General features: G+C 74.3%; 17 protein-coding genes and 1 pseudogene. 10 read left to right on the forward strand and 8 right to left on the reverse strand.

Annotated features, from left to right (window positions below; translation table 11 throughout):
* The coding region (locus PUR56_RS27150) for an enoyl-CoA hydratase-related protein (protein WP_329950841.1) at window positions 1-425 on the forward strand (425 nt) is incomplete at its 5' end.
* Window positions 426-526: 101 nt separating this feature from the next.
* On the opposite strand, the gene PUR56_RS27155 is transcribed toward PUR56_RS27150, so the two are convergent.
* Window positions 527-2,569, reverse strand: a complete 2,043-nt coding sequence (locus PUR56_RS27155) for an NAD-binding protein (RefSeq protein ID WP_329950842.1) — start codon at window positions 2,567-2,569, stop codon at window positions 527-529.
* Between the two features lie 211 nt (window positions 2,570-2,780).
* Here PUR56_RS27155 and PUR56_RS27160 point away from each other — a divergent pair, with 211 nt between their 5' ends.
* Window positions 2,781-3,380 carry an HdeD family acid-resistance protein gene (locus PUR56_RS27160; protein ID WP_329950843.1) on the forward strand — a complete coding sequence of 200 codons (600 nt, stop codon included), beginning with the start codon at window positions 2,781-2,783 and terminating at the stop codon, window positions 3,378-3,380.
* 52 nt (window positions 3,381-3,432) lie between these two features.
* Here the strand turns inward: PUR56_RS27160 and PUR56_RS27165 are convergent, their stop codons facing one another.
* Both PUR56_RS27165 and PUR56_RS27170 read right to left on the reverse strand, forming a co-directional pair.
* Entirely contained in the window at window positions 3,433-4,836 is a 1,404-nt protein-coding gene (locus tag PUR56_RS27165; protein WP_329950844.1) for a CoA transferase, read from the reverse strand.
* 21 nt (window positions 4,837-4,857) lie between these two features.
* Window positions 4,858-5,487, reverse strand: coding sequence for a LysE family translocator (locus PUR56_RS27170; RefSeq protein WP_329950845.1), 630 nt, complete (start codon window positions 5,485-5,487; stop codon window positions 4,858-4,860).
* A gap of 119 nt (window positions 5,488-5,606) precedes the next feature.
* Between PUR56_RS27170 and PUR56_RS27175 the strand changes: the two genes are divergently transcribed.
* Window positions 5,607-6,065, forward strand: a complete 459-nt coding sequence (locus tag PUR56_RS27175) for an Lrp/AsnC family transcriptional regulator (protein ID WP_329879077.1) — start codon at window positions 5,607-5,609, stop codon at window positions 6,063-6,065.
* Between the two features lie 96 nt (window positions 6,066-6,161).
* Here the strand turns inward: PUR56_RS27175 and PUR56_RS27180 are convergent, their stop codons facing one another.
* Entirely contained in the window at window positions 6,162-7,478 is a 1,317-nt protein-coding gene (locus PUR56_RS27180) for a cytochrome P450 (protein WP_329950846.1), read from the reverse strand.
* 335 nt (window positions 7,479-7,813) lie between these two features.
* Between PUR56_RS27180 and PUR56_RS27185 the strand changes: the two genes are divergently transcribed.
* Window positions 7,814-8,647, forward strand: coding sequence for a hypothetical protein (locus PUR56_RS27185; protein WP_329950847.1), 834 nt, complete (start codon window positions 7,814-7,816; stop codon window positions 8,645-8,647).
* A 303-nt stretch (window positions 8,648-8,950) separates the two neighbouring features.
* Here PUR56_RS27185 and PUR56_RS27190 read toward each other — a convergent pair whose 3' ends face one another.
* Window positions 8,951-9,256 carry a zf-HC2 domain-containing protein gene (locus PUR56_RS27190; protein WP_329879074.1) on the reverse strand — a complete coding sequence of 102 codons (306 nt, stop codon included), beginning with the start codon at window positions 9,254-9,256 and terminating at the stop codon, window positions 8,951-8,953.
* A 55-nt stretch (window positions 9,257-9,311) separates the two neighbouring features.
* Here PUR56_RS27190 and PUR56_RS27195 point away from each other — a divergent pair, with 55 nt between their 5' ends.
* The 4 genes from PUR56_RS27195 (at window position 9,312) to PUR56_RS27210 (ending at window position 14,202) form a co-directional block, all read left to right on the forward strand.
* On the forward strand, window positions 9,312-9,899 hold the full coding sequence (locus tag PUR56_RS27195) for a sigma-70 family RNA polymerase sigma factor (RefSeq protein WP_329879073.1): 588 nt from the start codon (window positions 9,312-9,314) through the stop codon (window positions 9,897-9,899).
* A 294-nt stretch (window positions 9,900-10,193) separates the two neighbouring features.
* Complete coding sequence (locus PUR56_RS27200) at window positions 10,194-11,621, forward strand: MFS transporter (RefSeq protein ID WP_329950848.1); 1,428 nt, start codon at window positions 10,194-10,196, stop codon at window positions 11,619-11,621.
* A 55-nt stretch (window positions 11,622-11,676) separates the two neighbouring features.
* Window positions 11,677-13,077, forward strand: coding sequence for a cytochrome P450 family protein (locus tag PUR56_RS27205; protein ID WP_329879071.1), 1,401 nt, complete (start codon window positions 11,677-11,679; stop codon window positions 13,075-13,077).
* Window positions 13,078-13,185: 108 nt separating this feature from the next.
* Window positions 13,186-14,202, forward strand: a complete 1,017-nt coding sequence (locus tag PUR56_RS27210) for an isocyanide synthase family protein (RefSeq protein ID WP_329950849.1) — start codon at window positions 13,186-13,188, stop codon at window positions 14,200-14,202.
* A 212-nt stretch (window positions 14,203-14,414) separates the two neighbouring features.
* Here the strand turns inward: PUR56_RS27210 and PUR56_RS27215 are convergent.
* From PUR56_RS27215 to PUR56_RS27225, 3 genes and pseudogenes are all read right to left on the reverse strand, one after another.
* Window positions 14,415-15,206 (reverse strand): annotated as a pseudogene (locus PUR56_RS27215) (ABC transporter ATP-binding protein); the annotation flags it as partial.
* Window positions 15,203-16,282: a FecCD family ABC transporter permease gene (locus tag PUR56_RS27220; protein WP_329950850.1), complete on the reverse strand. Its 1,080-nt coding sequence runs from the start codon at window positions 16,280-16,282 to the stop codon at window positions 15,203-15,205. The pseudogene PUR56_RS27215 and the gene PUR56_RS27220, both read right to left, overlap by 4 nt.
* 3 nt (window positions 16,283-16,285) lie before the next feature.
* A complete protein-coding gene (locus PUR56_RS27225; protein WP_329950851.1) occupies window positions 16,286-17,377 on the reverse strand; it encodes an ABC transporter substrate-binding protein in 1,092 nt (363 codons plus the stop codon).
* A 237-nt stretch (window positions 17,378-17,614) separates the two neighbouring features.
* On the opposite strand from PUR56_RS27225, the gene PUR56_RS27230 reads away from it, so the two are divergent.
* Window positions 17,615-18,391 carry a helical backbone metal receptor gene (locus PUR56_RS27230; protein ID WP_329950852.1) on the forward strand — a complete coding sequence of 259 codons (777 nt, stop codon included), beginning with the start codon at window positions 17,615-17,617 and terminating at the stop codon, window positions 18,389-18,391.
* A 210-nt stretch (window positions 18,392-18,601) separates the two neighbouring features.
* Entirely contained in the window at window positions 18,602-19,648 is a 1,047-nt protein-coding gene (locus PUR56_RS27235) for a transglycosylase SLT domain-containing protein (protein WP_329950853.1), read from the forward strand.
* Window positions 19,649-19,661 lie beyond the last annotated feature (13 nt).

Genomic DNA, 19,661 nt, shown 5'->3' on the forward strand with positions numbered 1-19,661 from the left:
ACATCCTGCTCGCGGCGGACACCGCGAAGTTCGGCCAGCCGGAGATCAAGCTGGGGGTGATCCCCGGGATCGGCGGTTCGCAGCGGCTCACCCGGGCGGTCGGCAAGGCGAAGGCGATGGAGCTGTGCCTGACCGGCCGGATGATGGGCGCCGAGGAGGCCGAGCGGGCCGGCCTGGTCTCCCGGATCGTCCCGGCCGACCAGCTGCTGGCCGAGGCGCTGGCGACGGCCGGGAAGGTCGCGGAGATGTCCGCGCCGGCGAGCATCATGCTGAAGGAGGCGGTCAACCGCGCCTTCGAGACCACCCTCGCCGAGGGCGTCCGCTTCGAGCGGCGGCTCTTCCACGCCGTCTTCGCGACCGCCGACCAGAAGGAGGGCATGGCGGCGTTCGCCGAGAAGCGGCCGGCGTCGTTCACCCACCGCTGACAACTGACGACCGCTGACAACCGGCGTACGGCGGCCGGCGGTTCACGGGCGCCGTCGGCCGCCGGCCGCTGCCCGGCGGCCGACCGGTCAGCGGTCGCCGGTCACCGGTCCGACTGCTGCTCGGCCGTCGCCCGACCGCCGCCCGCGTTCCCCGGCACCGTGTTGAGCCGGGCGAGTCCGCTGCGTGTCGCGGCGACCACGACCCGGTCGCCCGGCTCCAGGCCCCGGGTACGGTCCGCGTAGTTCCAGTGGTACACCTGCGGGCTGCGGGCCAGCCGGACGGCGAGGACCCGGACACCCCCCGGGTCCTCCAGGTCGTGCCGGTTCAGGCCGATCAGGCCGCTGCCGACCTCGGCCCGCAGTTCGGCGATCAGCAGGACGTGCCGGAACACCGACAGGGTGCCGAGCACCTCACGCCCCATCAGGGCCGCGGCGAAGGCGGGCGCCGAGAGGTAGGACGTCGAGCGGGACGCCGCGTTGTCCAGCGTGGCGTACACGTGATGGGCAAAGTTGTCGTCGAAGAGCCGCACGACGACCCGGACATCGGGCCGGACGGCGCGCGCCTCCAGGGCCGCCTCCAGGTTGGTCGCGTCGTCGCCGCTGACCGCGACCACGGCCCGGCTGCGCTTCAGCCGGGCCCGGCGCAGCTGCTCGGCGAGCGGACCGTCGTCGACCACCACCGGGACCCCCAGCGCGCGGACCGCGGAGATGCCGCGGGCCTGCGGGTCGCGTTCGAGCCCGACCACCGGGACGCCGAGGCCGTGCAGTTGGGCGACCACCCGGGTGCCGACGTTGCCGAGGCCGATCACGATGACGTGGTCGCGGGTGCCGGCGCCGGGGTTGCGGGGCTGACCGCGCCGTCCGGAGGCGAGGACCTCGACCATGATGGCCGTGGCGACCGGTGCGAAGGTGATCCCGCAGAAGGTGATCACCACCTGGGCGATCCGCTGCCAGGTGCCGCCGGTGCCCGTCCCGGCGGCGGCGTCGGCGGGCTGGTCCGGCTGAGCCGCGCCGGCCAGGTCGAGCAGCGAGACGTACAGCGACCAGCCGAAGTCGCGGTTGAGGTACCAGAGCAGGCCGAAGGCGAGCAGCACCGCGGCCAGGGCGGTGATCAGCACCAGCCGGAGCCGGGCGCTGGTGAAGAAGCGGAGGGTGTCGAGCAGCCGCCAGCGCAGCCGGCGCCACCAGGCGATCCGGACCGGGGGCTCGCTCGGCAGGGTCTGCAGCGCCGCGACCCCTCCGCGACCCTCGGCGGCGGCCCCGGCGACCCCGGCGACCTCGCGGGCGGCGGTGTCGGCTTCGGCGGCCCGGTCGGCGGCGACCTCGGCGGACTCCACGGCCTCTGCGGACTCCGCAGACTCGGCGGCCTCGGCGGCCTCGGCGGCAGGTTCCCGGGCGGCCTCGCGGCCGGTGTCCCCGTCCCCGCTCCCGGGCGTCCCGGCGGCCCCCTCCGCCCCGGCGGCCCGGCGGGCGGCGGCGCCGGAGCGGATCGGCCCGTCGTCGCCGAACTCCCTGGCCAGCCGCACGAAGGACGCCGAGTCGCCCTCCTGCTCGGGGAGCAGCCGGGTGCGGCCGAGGTCCTGGCGGTCGATCCGGTCGGCGACGACGCAGATCCGGTGGGAGTCGATGTCGTCGTCGTAGGCGATGTGCAGGAAGCGGTCGCCGACCTGGACGGAGTTGGGGCGGGAGAGCGCGGCGGCGGCGAAGGCGGGCGCGGCGGTCGCGGAGCCGGAGAGCGCGGTGCCGTTCCTGAGCAGCCGTTCGATGTTCTCGCCGAGCCGCTGGTTGAACATCCGCAGCACGATGCGGATGTCGGGGTTGTTGCCCTGGGCGGAGAGCGCGGCGTGGATGTTCTCCTGGTCGCGGCCCTCGACCAGGGCGATGCCCCGCGCGGTCTCGACCCGGACGGCGCGCAGCGCCTCCTCGGTGACGCCGGCGTACTCGACGACGGCGGCGACCCCGTCCAGCTGCTCGATCTGCGGTGCGTGGTCGCGGGTCCGGTCCGGGACGAGGACCACCACGGGCACTTCGTAGTGTTCGACGAGTTCGAGCGTGAGGCGGTGGGCGAGCGCGTTTCCGCCGCAGACGATGTAGTGCTGGCTGATCGGTTCGACCGGAGGGGTCCCCCACCCTTCAGAAGTCATATCGCCGGACGATATCGACGCGAGGCGAGGCGGAGATGGACGTCCGGTGGCCTAGGGGAAACAGCCGCGGGGGGAAACGGCGGCGGTGCGGAACGGCCGCGCCCTGAGCCGGGCCGCTCCCCCGAACGGGTGCATCCGGCGGGCGGTGCGCGGCACACGCGGAGATCGTGAGGAACGCCGACCCGCTCCGCTCCCCCAGGAGGACGCCACCGTGGTCTCCCCGATCATCACTCCCGACGGCTCCCCGGTCCGGGGCCCGCTCGGACTGCTCGCCAAGGCCGCCTGGCAGGTCCTGCTGGTCGCCGGGCTCGTCTCGCTCGGCCTCGGGATCATCGTGTTCGTCTGGCCGGAGCAGACGCTGCTGGTGGTGGGCGTCCTGTTCGGCCTCTACCTGCTGGTCATCGGCATCGTCCAGCTGGTCGCGGCGTTCGGCACGCACGCCACGACGGCGCTGCGGGTGCTGGCCTTCATCAGCGGGGCGATCTGCGTGCTGCTGGGCCTGCTCTGCTTCCGCAGCGCGGCCCGGTCGTTGCTCCTGCTGGCGATCTGGATCGGCATCGGCTGGCTGTTCCGGGGCATCACCCAGCTCGCGGCCGTGATCTCGGACGCGTCCATGCCCGCCCGCGGCTGGCAGGCCGTCGCCGGGGTCGCGAACACCCTGGCGGGCGTGCTGCTGATGGTCTGGCCGGTCGGTTCGATCACCGCGCTGACCATCCTGTCCGGGTGCTGGCTGGTGATCCTCGGGTTGGTCGAGATCGTGACGGCGTTCCAGGTCCGGAGCACGGCCGGCCGGATCCCCTCCGGCGTCTGACGCCCCGGCCCCGACCCCACCCGGGGCCGGGGCCGATTCACGGATCGGGGGGTCAGTGCCAGGCGGGGGCGTCCGTCCCCCAACGCCCCGGCGGGCGCGACCACCCCGCCGGGGCGCCCGCGTACGCGACGGGCGACAGGGCGTGGCGCAGCCGCCCGTACGGCGAGTCGGTCTCGGTGATCCAGCGCGCCGGGTCGTACGGCTCGTCGTTCGGAAGGACGCGCGGGTCGGCGGTGGGCGCGATGCCCTCCAGCAGCCAGGAGGCGGTGCCGGCCAGGGAGTAGCGCAGCCGGCGGCCGCCCGGGCGGGTGGTGCGCTGGTCGGTGAGGGCCCGCAGGACCCCGGCCGCGATCAGGTAGCCGGTGCCGTGGTCGAGGGCCTGGGCGGGCAGCACACCGGGGCGGCCGTCGGCGCCGGCCTCGATCCCGGCGATGCCGACGCCTGCCTGGACCAGGCTGTCGAAGCCGCGCCGGCCGGACCAGGGTCCGGTCCAGCCCCAGGCGTTGAGCTGTGCGACGACCAGCCCGGGGCGGCGTGCGAGCAGCGCTTCGGGGGCCAGGCCGTGGGCGTCGAGGGAGCCGGGGCGGTAGCCGGTGACGACGACGTCGGCGGTGGCGAGCAGGGTCTCCAGGACGGCCCGGTCGGCGGGGTCGGCGAGGTCGAGGCGGGTGGAGCGCTTGCCGAGGCCCGTGTCGACGTGGGCGTCCTCGGCCTCGGGGAGCCGGGGTGAGTCGACCCGGAGCACGTCGGCGCCGAGCAGGGCGAGGGTGCGGGTGGCGACCGGTCCGGCGATGACCCGGGTGAGGTCGAGGACGCGGATCCCGGCGGCGGGGAGCGGGGCGGGGCCCAGGGGCCGGGGGGCGGCCTCGTCGACGACCCGGGACTCGACCAGCGGCAGCGCGGTCTCCCGGACCGGCGCGACGGCGACAGCGAGCGCCCCCGCCGCGTACGCGCGCTCCTGGACCGACGCGGCCGGCCGCTGCCGCAGCTCCGCGGCGAGCCGCTCGGGCCCGGTGTCGGCGGGCAGGCCGAGGGCGGTGAGCAGCCGCTCGCGGTGGTGCGGGTAGTTCGCGTGGGTCCGGAGCCAGCCGTCGGCGGTCTGCCAGAAGCCGGAGAGGGGCGCGAAGGAGACCGGGGTCCGGCCGTCGATCCGCAGGTGGCGTTCGCTGACGAAGGCGGTGGCGACGGCGCCGTGGTCGATCCCGACCTCCGGTACCGGTCCGCCGGACCGCAGCGCGGCGAGTTCGGCGGCGGCCAGCGAGCAGGCGGCGACGGTGGCCCGGGCGAGGCGCAGGACGGGGAGCCGGGAGGGCAGCACCGCGTCGGGGCCGTGGAAGGCGACCCGCTCCAGCAGGTCCGCCGGCCCCCCGAGGGCGGCCCAGGCATCGGCGGTGGGCAGGTCCCCGACGGGCACGGGACCGGGGCCGGACGGTGAGGACGTCGAACGGTCTGTCATGAGCGCATTCTGCTCCCGTCCTCAGGCGGTCGCCGTGACACCCGCCACAAGCATCAGCAGGACCGCCGAGACGACGGTCATCCGGCGGGCGGCGGCCGGGTCGGCGCCGAAGCGGCCGCCGAGCCGTCCGCTGGCGTGCGCGACCAGCCCGTAGACGACGGCGCAGGCCAGCACGTTGAGCGTGCCGAGCACGAGCACCTGGCCGCCGACCGGCAGCCCCGCGGCGGGGTCGACGAACTGCGGCACCAGGGAGAGGTAGAGCAGCAGGCCCTTGGGGTTGAGCAGCGCGGTGAGAGCGGACTGGCGCAGCACCGTGGCCGTGGGCTGCGGCCGGGGTGCGGCGAGGGCGGTGCCGCCCCGTCCGCGGCGGAGCGCGAGCAGCATGGTGACGGCGAGGACCAGCAGGTAGACGGCGCCGGTGACGCGGAGGACGGGCAGGGCCGCGGGGACGGCCCGCAGGGCCGCGGCGAGTCCGGCGCTGGAGAGCAGGGTGTGGACCGTGTAGCCGGCGCAGACCCCGGCGACGGCGGTCAGTGCGGCGCGCCGGCCCTGGCCGAGGCCGCGGGCGGCGATGTAGAGCCAGTCGGGGCCGGGCGTACAGACCAGTAGCAGGTCGACCCCCAGGAAGAGGAGGAGGGCGTGGGTGTCCATGGCGGTGACCTGTCGTGCTCGGCCGGGCGGGTTGCGGTCACTGACGGTAGCCGGATCGGCCTGGCACGCGATGGCTACTTCGTGCCCGCCTTCACCATCTTTTGGCAGAATATTGCGTCATGGACCGAATTGACCGCAGAATCCTCCACGAGCTCCAGCAGGACGGCCGTCTCAGCAACGCCGAACTGGCCGCCCGGGTCGACCTCACCCCCTCGCCCTGCCTGCGCCGGGTCCGGCAGCTGGAACAGGACGGCGTGATCCGCGGCTACCGGGCCCTGCTGGACGGCGCGGCGGTCGGCCGCGGCTTCCAGCCCTTCGTGACGATCACCATGCGGCACGAGGACCAGGTCACGGTGGCGGAGTTCGAACGGCGGGTGGCCGAGCTGCCGGAGGTGGTGGAAGCGCACCGGCTGTTCGGGGAGCCGGACTACCTGTTGCGGATCGCGGTGGCGGACATCGCCGCGTACGAGCGGTTCATCACCGACGTGCTCTCCGGGCTGCCGGGGATCGCCCAGGTCAACTCCCACCTGACGATGAAGCAGGTCAAGACCGACCGGGGCATCCCGACCGGCGGCTGACCCGCGCGCCGTGGCCGGCGCGGCCGGCGCTCAGAGGACGCTCGGGAGACGCTCGGGGGCCGTCCGGAGCGCCCTCCGAGCGCGCCCGGAGGGCACTCAGAAGGTGAACCGCAGCGACCGGACCCGGTGGTCGAAGCTGGACGGGACCAGCTCCGGCTCGCCGACCGAGCGGATCCCGGGCAGGCGGGTGAACAGCTCCCGGTAGAGCACCTTCATCTCCTGCCGGGCGAGGTGCGCGCCGAGGCAGTAGTGCGGTCCGCCGCCGCCGAACCCGAGGTGGGGGTTGGGGCTGCGGGTGATGTCGAAGGCGTCCGGGTCTGCGAAGACCGTCTCGTCGCGGTTGGCGGAGCCGAAGTAGAGCACCGCCTTGTCCCCGGCCCTCAGCAACGGGCCGTCGGGGCCGCCGAGCCGGTGGTCGACGGCCAGGGTCCGGCGGAACTGGATGATCGGGGTGGCGTGGCGGACGATCTCGTCGACCGCCCCGCCGAGGTGCCGGTCGAGGTCGCCGACGAGCAGGGCCCGTTGTTCCGGGTGGGCGGTGAGCAGGTGGAGGCCGTGGGCGAGCGCGTTGCGCGTCGTCTCGACGCCGGCGACGAGCAGCAGGGAGAAGAAGGCCCCGAGCTCACGGCCGGTCAGGCGGCGGCCGTCGACGTCGGCGGTGACGAGGGCGGTGACGAGGTCGTCGGCGGGGCGGCGGCGGCGCTCGCGGCCGAGGTCGGCGACCATGCCCTGCATCCGGGCCAGTGCCAGCAGGCCGCGGCCGGGCATCCGGAGCCGGGCGCGCAGCGGGCGGGCGACGCCGGTGTGCTCGGACGCGTGGTTGACCTGGTCGAGGATCACGCGACGGGGCTCCTCGGGGATGCCCATCATGTTGCAGATCACCTGGAACGGGAGCTCGGCGGCGACCGCGGTGACGAAGTCCTCGGGGCGCTCGCGCTCCACCCGGTCGACGAGGTCGGCGGCGACCCGCCGGATGTCGTCCTCGACCTTGGAGATCAGCCGCGGGGTGAAGGCCCGGGAGACGATGCGGCGCAGCTGGGCGTGGCGGGGGTCGTCCAGGTTGACCATGGAGTCCCCGAACAGCAGCCGGACCCAGCGCGCCGGTTCGGGGGTGGTGACGCCTGGTCCGCTGAGGAAGACGGCGGGGGTGCGGCCGGCCTCGACGACGTCGGCGTGCCGGACGAGGGCGTGGAAACCGTGGCCGGGGTGCCCGGAGCCGGGTCCGCCGAACCGGGCCGGGGCGGGGAGGCGGCGCAGTTCGGCGAAGGCGGCGGCGCGGACGGCGGCGGGCAGCCGCCAGAACGCGGGGTCGGCGAGGTCCACGGCGGGGACGCCGGCGCCGGGCACCCCCGCGTCGGCCTCGGGTGCGGCCTCGGGTGCGGCCTCGGCGTCGGGTGTGGCGGCGGTGCTCATGCCTGTCCTCCTGCCCCCTCACACCCCGTGTGCGCGGGGTCACATCGCGGGGTCACATCTAGTACGTACCGGAAAGGAAGCTGTCAAACCGTGCTGCTGGTACGACTAACGGGTATTCAGGCACAGACGTCGCAAGCGGGACGTCCGTACCGTCATGAACCAGCCACCGCACGGCCCCCGGCCACCCCACCCGTTCCCGCCGCCCGCACAGGGCGGTAGTGCCCGAACGGCTTGCCCGGGACAGCGGTGCCCGTGGTGGTCGGACGTGGCGGGACGGGGGCGGAACCGGCCAATACCCGAGGGTGCGGTACTGGCCGACGGAGGCGGGTGCGACGATGAGTGTCATCGTGATGACCGACCGGATCCGCTCGCTGCGCGCCGTGGTCTTCGCTGCGCTCTGCGTAGCGCTGGCCGCCGCGGCTCACGTCGCCATGGCCGGCGCCGGGATCTCCCCCCCGGTACTGGCGGGCGCCTTCGGTCTGACCCTCGGCCTCACCTGGCTGCTGGCCGGGCGACAGCGGGGGCTCGGCCTGATCAGCGTCTGGATGGTGGCCGCGCAGACCGCGCTCCACCTGACGTTCGAACAGGCCGGAACGCTCGCCGGGGGCGGCGGGCTCGGCCGGCTGGCCGGGACCGACTGGGCCTCGCTGCTGCTCTGCAATCCGGAAGCCTCTCCCACCGGCCTCTCGCCGGACGACCTGGCCCGGATGGCCGGACTCGACCCGGCAGTGCCACCGGCCGTCACGACGGCAGCCGTCCAGCACCACGCGCACGGCGCGGCGACCACCGCGGACCCGTCCGCGCTGTCCGGCGCCGCGACGTCCGGGGACGGTCTGGCGGCCCACGGGACGGCGGCGCACGACATGGCCGCGCACGGCATGACGCCCGGCATGATCACCGCCCACGTGCTCGCCGCGCTGGCCTGTGCGCTGCTGCTCTGGCGCGGTGAGACGGCCCTGGCCCGGTTGTTCGAACTGCTCGGTTCGCTGGGCTCGGTGCTGGCGGGCGCACTGCTGGTGCCGCTGCTGGCCCTGCTCGGCTGTCCGGTCGGCCTCCGGCCGCCGACCGCACCGAGAACCGCCGGCCACCGGACCCGGCCGCCCCGGCTGGTGCTGCTCTCGCACGCCCTGGTCCGACGCGGTCCGCCGGTCCTCGCGCTCGCCCGCTGACGCGCCCGCCGCCTCCCCCGACACCACCGGTGTCCGGGGCGCGACGGGCAGGTCGCCCTGCGCCGTTCCGCCGGACACCGCGCACTCCCGAGTACCGCTACTCCGGAGTGCGTCCGGCGCCGCCGCGCCGCCAGGGCCCGGGCCCGGCACGTGCCGCCGCCCCCGCAGTCATGCGGGGCGACGTGGCACGACCGGCCCACCGACGCCGAGGGTGCCGCCCGCAGCGGCACCGCCCCTGTCTTCCCCTCAGGACCTTCCATGCCTGACTACGACGGCGCACCGGCCTCGTCCGGCGCCACCGTCCTACCGCGTCCGCCCGTCGTCCCCCTGCCCGGGACGGCCCGATCCAGCACTGCCCCGGCCCGCGTCTCCGCGGTCCGCGTCGCCGCGCTCCGCCGCGAGGCGGGCGAGGAGCCCCGCGGACCAGTCGTCGGAGGGTCCGTCGGTCCGGTCCGCGAGCAGTGGGCCGCGCAGTCGCTCCGCCTGCTCCAGCCAGTCCCGGCACGCCGCGCAGCGCGCGACGTGCTTGTCCAGCCGACGGTCCGGCACACCGGCGGGTTCGCCGTCGAGGCGTGCGGACAGAGCGGTACGGAGTTGCGCGCATCTCATGTGACCATCGTCCCGCACCCGCCCCGACGTGCGACCGCCCGGGTGGGAGGCCGCCGTGGATGACGAACAGCTGACCGCGCTCGCCCTGGCCGCCCGGGAGGGCCGGCCCGCCGACGTCGAGGCCTTCGTCCGGGCCACCCAGCGGGACGTCTGGCGGTTCGTCGCCCACCTCACCGACGTCCAGTCCGCCGACGACCTGGCCCAGGAGACCTTCCTGCGGGCCCTGCGCAGCCTGCCGGGGTTCGCCGGACGGTCCTCCGCCCGCACCTGGCTGCTGTCGATCGCCCGCCGGACCGTCATCGACCGCTACCGCACCGCCGCCGCCCGGCCCCGCTGCGCCGCGCTGCCGGACTGGCAGGAGGCCGCCGAGCGACAGGGCACCGCGCCCACCGCCGGCTTCGAGGACGGCGTGGCGCTCGGCGACCTCCTGGACCGGGTGCCCGCCCAGCGGCGCGAGGCCTTCGTGCTCACCCAGGTGGTCGGGCTGAGCTACGCGGAGGCCGCCGAGGTGGCCGGCTGCCCGGTCGGCACCGTCCGCTCCCGGGTGGCACGGGCCCGGGAGGAGCTGATAGCCCGTCTGCGGGCGGCCGAGACCGGCGACGCGCCTCCGGGAGCGCCCGCCGAGCTGGCCGCCGCCTGCTGAAGCGGTCGGCACGCCACCGGCACCGACCACGTCGGCCGACCGCCGGCACCGCACCGACGCCAGTACCGCGCCTCCGGAGGGCGGCGCACGGCGGGACTCCCCGCCGTGCGCCGCCCTCCGGCGCGTCCGGAGGCCCCCGGGCGGACAAGATCGGCCACGATCGCCATGATCCGGCCAAGTCATAAAAATCCCTCACCTGTTCGGAACTCACCCTCGTGTGCCTCCGACTGCTGTACCGGACACCGCCGCCGAGGTGGTGTCCGGACGGCACGGGGAACGGACGGAGGATGACCCATGGCAGCGCAGCAGTCGCCCGCCACCAGCAAGGCGGGTGACGACCCGGCGCGGTCGGAGGACCGGTGGAGCCTGGTCCTGGCCGCCGGGCTGATCTCGTTCGTCGCGATGCTCGACATGAACGTCGTGAACCTCGCGCTCACCGACATCGCCGACGCCCTCGACGTCTCCTCGACCACCGCCCAGTGGGCCGTGCTCGGCTACCAGCTCCCCCTGGTGGCCCTGCTGCTTCCCGCCGGGCGGTGGCTCGACCAGGTCGGCATCCGCTCCGCGCTGCTCTTCTCCCTCGGCGGCTTCGCCCTGTGCAGCGCGCTGGCCGCCGCCGCACCGTGGGCGAGCTGGCTGATAGCCGCCCGGCTGGCCCAGGGCGCGTTCGGCGCGGTGCTGTTCGTCCTGATGCCGGTACTGGCCGCCACCGCCGTACGGCCCGAGCTGCGCGGGCGCGCGATGAGCGTGCCCGCCACCCTGGGCCCGCTCGGCGCCGTCCTCGGCCCGGTGATCGGCGGCCTGCTGCTGGACCACGTCGGCTGGCGGGCGATCTTCCTCGTCAAGCTGCCGATCTGTCTGGCCGCCTGGCTGATCACCCGGCGCGACGCCCCGCTCGGCGGGCGCCTGCGACTGCCCGACCGCAGCACCCTGGGCGACGCCGCGCTGATCGGCTCGGCGGTGGCCGCCGTCCTGCTCGGCCTCACCCTGGCGCCCGAGGCCCCGCTCTGGCTGCTGCTCCTGCTGCCGGCCGTGCCGCTGACGCTGTTCTGGCTGCGCCGGCCCGGCGGGAAGCCGGTCGCGGCCGTCATGCGGGCCTCCGGCACCGCCGCCGTGAACGGATCGGTGCTGGCGCTGGCCGCCGGGTTCGCCGCCAACCACTACCTGCTCGCCCAGTACCTGCGCCGGGACGACGGCGTCAGCGCGACCGGAACGGCAGTCACCATGCTGGCCTTCCCGCTCGGCATGGTGGTGGCCGGCCGGTTCGGCGGACGGCTCGCCGACCGCTGGGGAGCCCGCCCGACCGCGCTGACCGGCGCCGCCGTGACCGCCTTCGGCCTGCTGCTGCTCGTCCCGGTGGATACCGGCTGGTCCTCGGCCGACATCGCCTGGCGCCTGGCAGTGGCCGGCATCGGCATGGGCCTCAACGGCGGCCCCGTCCAGGCCCTGGTGATGACTTCCGCCCCGCGGGAGCAGATGGCCACCGCCGGCTCGGCCGTCCAGCTCGCCCGCAGCCTCGGGTTCGCGCTCGGCCCGGCGCTCGGGACAGCCGCCACGCTCTACGGCACCACCGAGGTCGCCGGGATCCACGCCGGGCTCCTGCTCGCCGGACTGCTCACCGCCCTCGCCGTCGTCCTCCTGACCCTGCACCACCGCGCCGCCGGAGCCACCGGCGGCGACAGCACCACCAGCACCAACCGGACGATCCGCAGCAGAGTGTGACCACCGTCGCACCTCCTCCTGCGCACCACAGATCCCGACCGGAGGAAACACCCGCATGACCGACACCGTCCACGACCCGGCCTCGGCCGGCCAGACCGGCGCGGCAGAGACGACGTCGACGGCACCCGCCGCCGACGCGTCGCGCTGCCCGTTCGGCTACGACGAGCTCCCCGATCCGGTCCCGCTGTACGGGCCGGAGTACAAGAGCGACCCCTATCCGCTGTACCGGCAGATGCGCGCCGCCGGCCCCGTGCACCGGGTGAAGTTCCCGAGCGGTGTGGGCGCCTGGCTGGTGACCGGCTACAAGGCCGCGCACGAGGCGCTCAACGACCCCCGGTTCGGCAAGAACCACGACCTCGGCAACGAGGAGTGGCTCAGGCTCGCCTCGATCATGCCGGAGCCGCAGCACTCGCAGCTCCAGGTGCACCTGCTCCACCAGGACCCGCCGAAGCACACCACGATGCGCCGGCTCGTCCTGGACGCCTTCTCACCGCGCCGCGTGGAGTCGCTGCGCCCGCGCATCCAGGAGCTGGCCGACGCCCTGATCGACGAACTGCCGGAGACCGCCCCGGCCGGCGGCGCCGACCTGGTGGCGGGCTTCGCGGCCCACTACCCGTTCCGGGTGCTGGCCGAGGTGATCGGCCTGCCGCAGGAGCTGGCCGTCCGCTTCGACCGCGACTGGGGCAAGGTGGTGCAACCGGTCGGCCCGCAGGACCCGGGCCGACCGGCGTACGAGGGCCGGCTGCACGGCCTGCAGAACTACATCGCCGAGGTGGTCACGCACAAGCGCGCGACCTACGACCCCGCCGGACCCGGCGTGGACCTGCTCGGCCGGCTCGTCACGGCGTGCGACGCCGGCGAGTTGAGCCCCGAGGAGCTCGACTCGATGGTGTTCCAGCTGCTGGTCGCCGGCCAGGAGCCGGTCACCAACCAGATCACCACCATGCTGATCACCCTGCTGCGCCACCCGGAGCAGCTCGACCGGCTGCGGACCGCGCTCACCGCGGACGACGGCGACCAGGCCGCCGGCCCGCGGCTGCTCGCCCGTGCCATCGAGGAACTCCTCCGCTACGACGGCGCGTTCGAGCTGACCACATGGCGGTTCTTCGCCGAGGACAGCGACCTGCACGGGACCACCGTCCCGGCCGGCGACTCGGTGATCATCTCGCTCAACGCCGCCAACCGTGACGAGGAGCAGTTCCCGGACGCCGACGTCCTGGACTTCGACCGCTCCCCCAACGCCCACATGGCCTTCGGCCACGGTATCCACTTCTGCCCCGGCGCGTCCCTGGCCCGGGCCGAACTCCAGATCGCCATCGGCACGTTGCTCACCCGTCTGCCCGGCCTCCGGCCGTCGGCCGCCGACGGCGAGGAGATCGACTCGCTCGCCTGGGTGCCCGCCGTCCTGGCCCGTGGGGTGAACCGGCTCCCGGTCGCCTACGACAAGCGGTCCTGACCGGTCCGCCCCAGCACCGTCCGGCATCCACCACAGCGTCCCGGCGACCGTCGCCGGGGCGTGGCTCCGCCTGCCCGAAGCCCGTACACCGTTCCGTGGAGGACCAGCATGCCGTCCGCCGGCACTGTCACCAGCAACTCCCAGCCCAGCAACGCCCAGTCCGGCAGCACCCGGACCGGCGACACCGGATCCGGGTACACCGCACCGGACGCCCAGACCGTCGCCCGCATCTCCGCCGAGATCGTCGACCTGCTGCTGCCGCACCGCCGCGCCTCCGACCCGGAGATCGACACCACGCCCGAAGACTTCCCGCTCCAGCTGGAGCAGTTGGCGGACTTCATCACCGCCGGCGACCCGATCCTGTTCACCCTGCCGGGCTTCCCGTGCAAGTCGCCCAACCTCGCCAAGGTGCTCAGCCACCTGCCCGACGAGGGCGAGCGGCTCTCGCTCACCTTCCTCAACGGGCTCTGCGAGCAGATCGGCAAGCTCTACGAGCCGGGCGCGCAGATCCTGATCTGCTCGGACGGGCACATCTTCGGCGACCTGATCCACGTCCCCGACGACCACATCGACGAGTACTCCGACGCACTGACCGCGATGATCGAGCGCGAGGGTCTCGCCCACCTCGCCACCTTCGACCTGCGGGCCGTCCTCGGCGACCTGCCCTTCGACGAGAAGCGCGCCCGGGTGCACGAGAAGTACGCGCCGACCAAGGAGGAGCTGCGCGAGCAGATCCTGACCGACGAGGAGACGGCCAAGCTCTATCGCGGCATCACCCGCTTCCTCACCGAGGACACCTTCGGTTTCGAGGGCACCAAGTCCGCCCTGCAGCGCGACTGCCGCGCCCGCGCCTACGGCGTCATCCAGCGCAGCCGCGCCTGGGGCGACCTGATCGCCGAGCAGCACCCCCGGTCGTTCCGGCTCTCCATCCACCCGCAGAAGGCCGGCGTGCTGAAGTTCGGCATCCGGCTGCTGGAGCACTCCGACGTGTGGATGACCCCGTGGCACTCCTCCGTGCTCCACCGCCAGGACGGCGGCTGGGAGTTGATGCGCAGCGAGGAGGCCGCGAAGGTCGGCCGACTGGTCGAGCGCAACGGCCGGCCGAGCCACTACGAGACCTCCTGAGGCTCAGCCGGGGCCGGCAGCGTCGCCGGCCCCGGCTCCAGGCTCGACTCCAGACTCGGCTCCAGAGCCGACTTCCGGTTCGACTTCCGGCCCGGCTTCCACCTCGCCCCTGCGCCCACCGATGCCGTTGCCGTTGCCGTTGCCGCGAGGGGTAACGGCGCGACCGGGGCCACGAGGTCCGAGTCCGCCGGGCCGGCCTTGCCGAGGTCCGCGGCCCCCCGGCCGGGTGCGCCCGCGGGCGTACGGTGGTCGAAGGCGATCAACGGGTCACCGGTGAGCGGGTGTTCGACGACCGCCGCCCGCACCCCGAACACCTCGGCCAGCAGCTCGGCGGTCAGCACGTCCCGCGGCGTCCCGGACGCCACCAGGGTCCCGCGGTGCAGGACGTGCAACCGGTCGCAGACCGAGGCGGCGGCGTTCAGGTCGTGCAGCGCGACCAGCGTGGTACGGCGCTGCTCGCGCAGCAGCGCGAGCAGCTCGACCTGATGCCGGACGTCCAGGTGGTTGGTCGGCTCGTCCAGCACCAGGACGTCCGGTTGCTGGGCCAACGCCCGCGCCAGTAAGACGCGTTGACGCTCACCACCGGAGAGCTGGGCGAACCGCCGGTGATCCGCGTCCGCCATCCCGACCCGGACCAGCGCGTCGTCGACCAGCCGGTGGTCCTCGGCGTCGTCCCCGGCGAACGCCTTCTTGTACGGGGTTCGACCCATCGCCACCACCTCGCGGACGGTCAGCTCGAAGTCCCCGCCGCGTTCCTGCGGCAGCGCCCCGATGTGCCGGGCCGACTGCGCCGGGGTCAGCCCGGACAGCTCCCGGCCCGCCAGCAGGACGCGCCCGGCACTCGGCTTCAGGTGCCGGTAGACGGTGCGCAGCAGGCTGGATTTGCCACTGCCGTTGGGACCGACCAGGCCGGCGATCTCACCCTCCTTGGCGACCAGGTGAACGCCGGAGACCACCGTCCGCCCCGCGAGGGTGACGCTCAGGTCCTCGACCGCGATTCTCAATTCCGCTCCAGTCGTCGGTCCAGCAGGTAGAGCAGGGTGGGCGCGCCGAGCAGGGCGGTGACCACGCCGATCGGCACCTCCTGACCGTCCAGCACGGTCCGGGCGAGCAGGTCGACGATCACGAGCAGCACCGCGCCGGTCAGTGCGGAGAGCGGCAGCAGGCGGCGGTGGTCGCCGCCGAGCAGGAGGCGACAGACGTGCGGGACCATCAGACCGACGAACCCGATCGCACCGGAGACGGCGACCAGGACACCGGTGAGGACACTGGTCACCGCGAAGATCTCACGGCGCAGCCGGACCACGTCGACGCCGAGACCGGCCGCCGTCTCGTCGCCCATCAGCATGGCGTTGAGCCCCCGGGCGCGGCCCTGGAGCACGGCCAGCCCGAGGACCACGGCGACGGCGGGGACGACGAGCTGCCCCCAGGTGGCGCCGCTCAGGCTGCCCATCAGCCAGAACAGCACGCCCCGGGTCTGCTGCTCGTCCCCGGTCTGCAGCACCAGGTAGCTGGTGAGGCCGGTGAGGAACTGGCCGATGCCGATGCCGGCCAGCACCAGGCGCAGCGGCGAGAACCCGCCGCCGCGCCTGGCCAGCAGCCAGACCAGGGAGAACGCGGCGAGCGCGCCGAGGAAGGCGGCCAGCGAGACGGTGAGCCCGGCCACGCCCCCGAGGCTCATCTCCAGGCCCAGACCGGTCCCGAGGACGATCACGGCGACGGCGCCGAGCGAGGCACCGGAGGAGATGCCGAGCAGGTACGGATCGGCGAGCGGGTTGCGGACCAGCGCCTGTACGGCGGTGCCGACCAGGCCGAGCCCGGCCCCGACCATGGCCGCCAGCAGGGCGCGGGGGACGCGCAGTTGCCAGACGATGAGGTCCCGGGTGCCGGGCGCCGGGCTCTGCCCGGTGAGCCGGCGGCCGACCACCGACCAGACCTCGCCGGGCGGGATGTCCACCGAGCCGAGCGAGACGGCGGCGGTCAGCGCCACGACGAGGGCCGCGGTGAGGACGGCCGCCAGCGGCCCGGCGCGCAGCGCACGGCTGCGGCTGTGCCGGGCGGCGACGGTGGCCGACGCCACGGCCTACTGCCCGTTCTTGACGAGCGTCGGGTGGACTGTGGCGGCGATCTGCCGGACGGTGTCGGCGTTGCGCACCCCGGCGATGGTGGTGGTCTCGGAGCCGATCCGCAGGAAGTGCCCCTCCTGGACGGCCTTCAGCCCCTGAGTGGCCGGGAAGCCCTTGAGGTAGGCCTCGGCCTCGTCGAAGGCCTTACGGTTGGCCTCCTCGCTGCCGCGGTTGCGCACGGCGAGCTGGATCCAGTCCGGGTTCTTCGCCACCACGTCCTCCCAGGAGACGGGCCGGAAGTCGGCGTCGCAGTCGGCGAACACGTTGCGCGCACCGGCCAGGGTGATCACCGCGTTGGCGACCTGCTTGCCGCAGACAGCCATCGGTTGCTTTGTACCGGCATCGAAGTCGAAGAGGAAGTAGCCGGGCCTCTCTGCTTCGGCAATCGTGGCGGTGGCGGTTCGCACCTCACCGATCTGCTTCTCCATGGCGGCGACCAGTTCCTCGGCGCGGGCGGCGGTCCCGGTGACCGCGCCGAGCCGGCGGATGTCGTTCTCGATCTCGGAGAGGTCGGTCCGGGGCCCCTTGGCCGCCTTCGGGGTGCCGGCGCACGCGGTGGAGAGCAGCAGGACGTGCTGGATGCCGACCGCCTTCAGCTCCTCCTCGGTCGGTCCGGCACCGGCCGCGCCCATCATCGGCATCGGCCCGAAGGTGTCGACGTAGAGGTCGGCACCGGAGCCGAGCAGCTTCTCCTTGGGGATCAGGGCGTCGCCGAGCACCGGCACCTTGGCCCCCTGCTCGGCGACGGCGGCCGGCAGGCTTCCCTTGCCGGGCGGGAAGCCGGTGCCGATCACGCGGTCGCCGGCACCGAGCTGGAGCAGCATCTCCAGACCGGCCGCGTCGGTGGTGACGATCTTCTTCGGAGCCTGCTTGACCGTGGTCTCCTTGCCCGCGCAGTCGGCCACCTTGACCGGGAACGCGCCGGCGGCGGTCGCCTGTGCGCTACCGCCGCCGTTCGAACCGTCGCTGCTTCCTCCGCCGTCGCTCGAACAGGCGGTGGCGAACAGGGCGACGGCGGCCGCGATACCGCAGAACACGCGAGGGCGCATCAGAACTCTCCTGGTCAATGGTCGTGCTCGGGCCCGTCCTACGAACCCGGACCAGGTAGTCGGCCGTGGTGCCCGAGCGGTTCCCACGAGTTTGCCCGGACGGGCGGCTCCGGATACGTCTAGGGTGGCGCGATGACCTCCCCTTCCGCCCCGTGGACCTCAGCGGGCGCCCCCTCCACAGCGGCGGGCACGGGACCCGCTGACGCGGCGTCGGCCGGAGCGGCGCCCGCGGGTACGGTGCCGGTCGACGATCTGGGTCTGACCGTTCCGCTCGGTCCCGCACCCGTCCGGCGGGTGGTGTCGCTGGTCCCCTCGCTCACCGAGGCGCTCGCCGCCACCGACCCCGGTCTGCTGGTCGGTGCCACCGACTGGTGCAGCCACCCGGCCGACCTGGCCGTCACCCGGATCGGCGGCACCAAGAACCCCGACGTGGCCCGGATCGTGGCACTCGCTCCCGACCTGGTGGTCGCCAACGACGAGGAGAACCGGCGGCCCGACCTGGACGCGCTGCGCGCGGCCGGTCTGCCCGTCTGGGTCACCGACATCCGCACGCTCGACCAGGCGATCCACTCGCTGCACCGGCTGCTGACGGTCGGCTGCGGCCTGCCGCGCCCGGGGTGGCTGGACGCCGCCGAGTCCGCGTGGGCGGCGGTCCGGCCCCTGCCCGGTCCGCCCCGCCCGGCCGTCGTGCCGATCTGGCGCCGCCCCTGGATGGTGCTCGGCCGCGACACGTTCGCCGGTGACCTGCTCGGCCGGCTCGGCGTCCGGCTCCTGCACGCCGACGGTCCGGACCGCTACCCCGCCGTCCCGCTGCCCGACCTGCTGGCCGCCGGGCCGGAGTTGGTGGTCCTTCCCGACGAGCCCTACCGCTTCACCGCCGACGACGGCCCGGAGGCGTTCCCCGGCCTTCCGGTCGCCCTGGTGAGCGGTCGCCACCTCACCTGGTACGGACCGTCCCTGGTGGAGGCGCCGGAGGTGCTCACCGCCGGACTCGCGCGGGCGCTGCCGCAGTAGCCGGGCGCGGTGGCAGGGCTCGAACGCCGCCTCCCCACCTGACAGTCGGACGATCGGGTCGTCGTACGATGTCGGCTTCTCACCGGATCGGCCGGTGATGTACGGGGGGGACGGAAGCACGTGAGTGCAGTACGGGCGAGTGCGGTACGGGTGGGTGCCGTGCGCGGAAACGCGTCACGGCGAGCGCTGGTGGCTGTCTCGGCGGCAGCCGTGTCCACCGCGCTCCTGACGGGATGCGGCACCAAGCAGGCCGACGAACGGGCCACGGGGACGTCCGCGACACCGGCCGCGGCCACCACGGACGCCTCGCCGTCCGCGACACCGACCCCCACGCCGAGCGTCTCGCCGAGCACCTCGCCGTCCGCGACCGCGTCCACTCCGACGACGCCGAGCGCGAGCACCGGCCCGTCGCCGCACGGCACGGCGTCCAAGTCCGCGAAGCCGAGCCCGACCGCCACACGGTCGCCGAGCACCGGCCCGGCGGCGAACGCTGCCAAGCCCGGCAGCGCCAAGCCCGCCGAGACCACACCCGCGCCGCAGGCACCGCCCGTCGCCGCGCCCGTCGCGCCGCCGGCCGGCGCCGCCGTCGCAGCCGCCCCGGCACCCACCGCGAAGCCGGGTCCCGTCGCGCCCCCGCCGCCGCCCGCGCCCGCGACCCCGCACGTCCCGCCGCTGCAGAGCAGCTGCACACCGACCAAGCCCCAGCCCGACGACCCCAAGGAAGCCGTCGCCGCCGCACTCACCACCGCCGCCGGCACGTCCCGGACGCTGTTCCTCAGCAACGGCGGCACCGACAAGCTCCCGCCGCTCCCGGTCAACCTGGTGAAGGCGATCGCCTGGCAGGAGAGCGGTTGGCAGTCCGGCATCCTCGCCTGCGACGGCGGCATCGGCACCATGCAGATCATGCCCGCCACCGTGAGCTGGATGAACAGCAAGTTCGGCACCGCCTCGGACCCGAAGACACTGAACGGGAACGTGCAACTCGGCACCCAGCTGCTGGACTGGCTGATCGCCTACTACGGCGACTCCTCGTTCGGCGGGAAGTACGACCTCTCCCCCGACGCGGCCACCGGCAAGGCCCCGCTGCTGGACCTGGTCATCGCCGCCTACAACGCGGGCGCCGGCAACGTCCACTACAACACCGTCACCGACCCGGCCACCGGCGCGACCACGGGCAGCCTGGTCATTCCCAACCCGGGCTACGTCGCCAACGTCAAGGCGCTGATGGCGAGCCAGCCCTGGAACAAGGCCGGCTGACGCTCCTCCGGCC

Origin of the sequence: Streptomyces sp. BE303, assembly GCF_036290945.1 — a bacterium.
GTDB lineage: Bacteria > Actinomycetota > Actinomycetes > Streptomycetales > Streptomycetaceae > Kitasatospora.

Coding starts and splice junctions, on each gene's coding strand:
- PUR56_RS27155 (WP_329950842.1), bottom strand. CDS start 2,569: ATGACTTCTGAAGGGTGGGGGACCCCTCCGGTCGAACCGATCAGCCAG.
- PUR56_RS27165 (WP_329950844.1), bottom strand. CDS start 4,836: ATGACAGACCGTTCGACGTCCTCACCGTCCGGCCCCGGTCCCGTGCCC.
- PUR56_RS27170 (WP_329950845.1), bottom strand. CDS start 5,487: ATGGACACCCACGCCCTCCTCCTCTTCCTGGGGGTCGACCTGCTACTG.
- PUR56_RS27175 (WP_329879077.1), top strand. CDS start 5,607: ATGGACCGAATTGACCGCAGAATCCTCCACGAGCTCCAGCAGGACGGC.
- PUR56_RS27180 (WP_329950846.1), bottom strand. CDS start 7,478: ATGAGCACCGCCGCCACACCCGACGCCGAGGCCGCACCCGAGGCCGCA.
- PUR56_RS27185 (WP_329950847.1), top strand. CDS start 7,814: ATGAGTGTCATCGTGATGACCGACCGGATCCGCTCGCTGCGCGCCGTG.
- PUR56_RS27190 (WP_329879074.1), bottom strand. CDS start 9,256: ATGAGATGCGCGCAACTCCGTACCGCTCTGTCCGCACGCCTCGACGGC.
- PUR56_RS27200 (WP_329950848.1), top strand. CDS start 10,194: ATGGCAGCGCAGCAGTCGCCCGCCACCAGCAAGGCGGGTGACGACCCG.
- PUR56_RS27205 (WP_329879071.1), top strand. CDS start 11,677: ATGACCGACACCGTCCACGACCCGGCCTCGGCCGGCCAGACCGGCGCG.
- PUR56_RS27210 (WP_329950849.1), top strand. CDS start 13,186: ATGCCGTCCGCCGGCACTGTCACCAGCAACTCCCAGCCCAGCAACGCC.
- PUR56_RS27225 (WP_329950851.1), bottom strand. CDS start 17,377: ATGCGCCCTCGCGTGTTCTGCGGTATCGCGGCCGCCGTCGCCCTGTTC.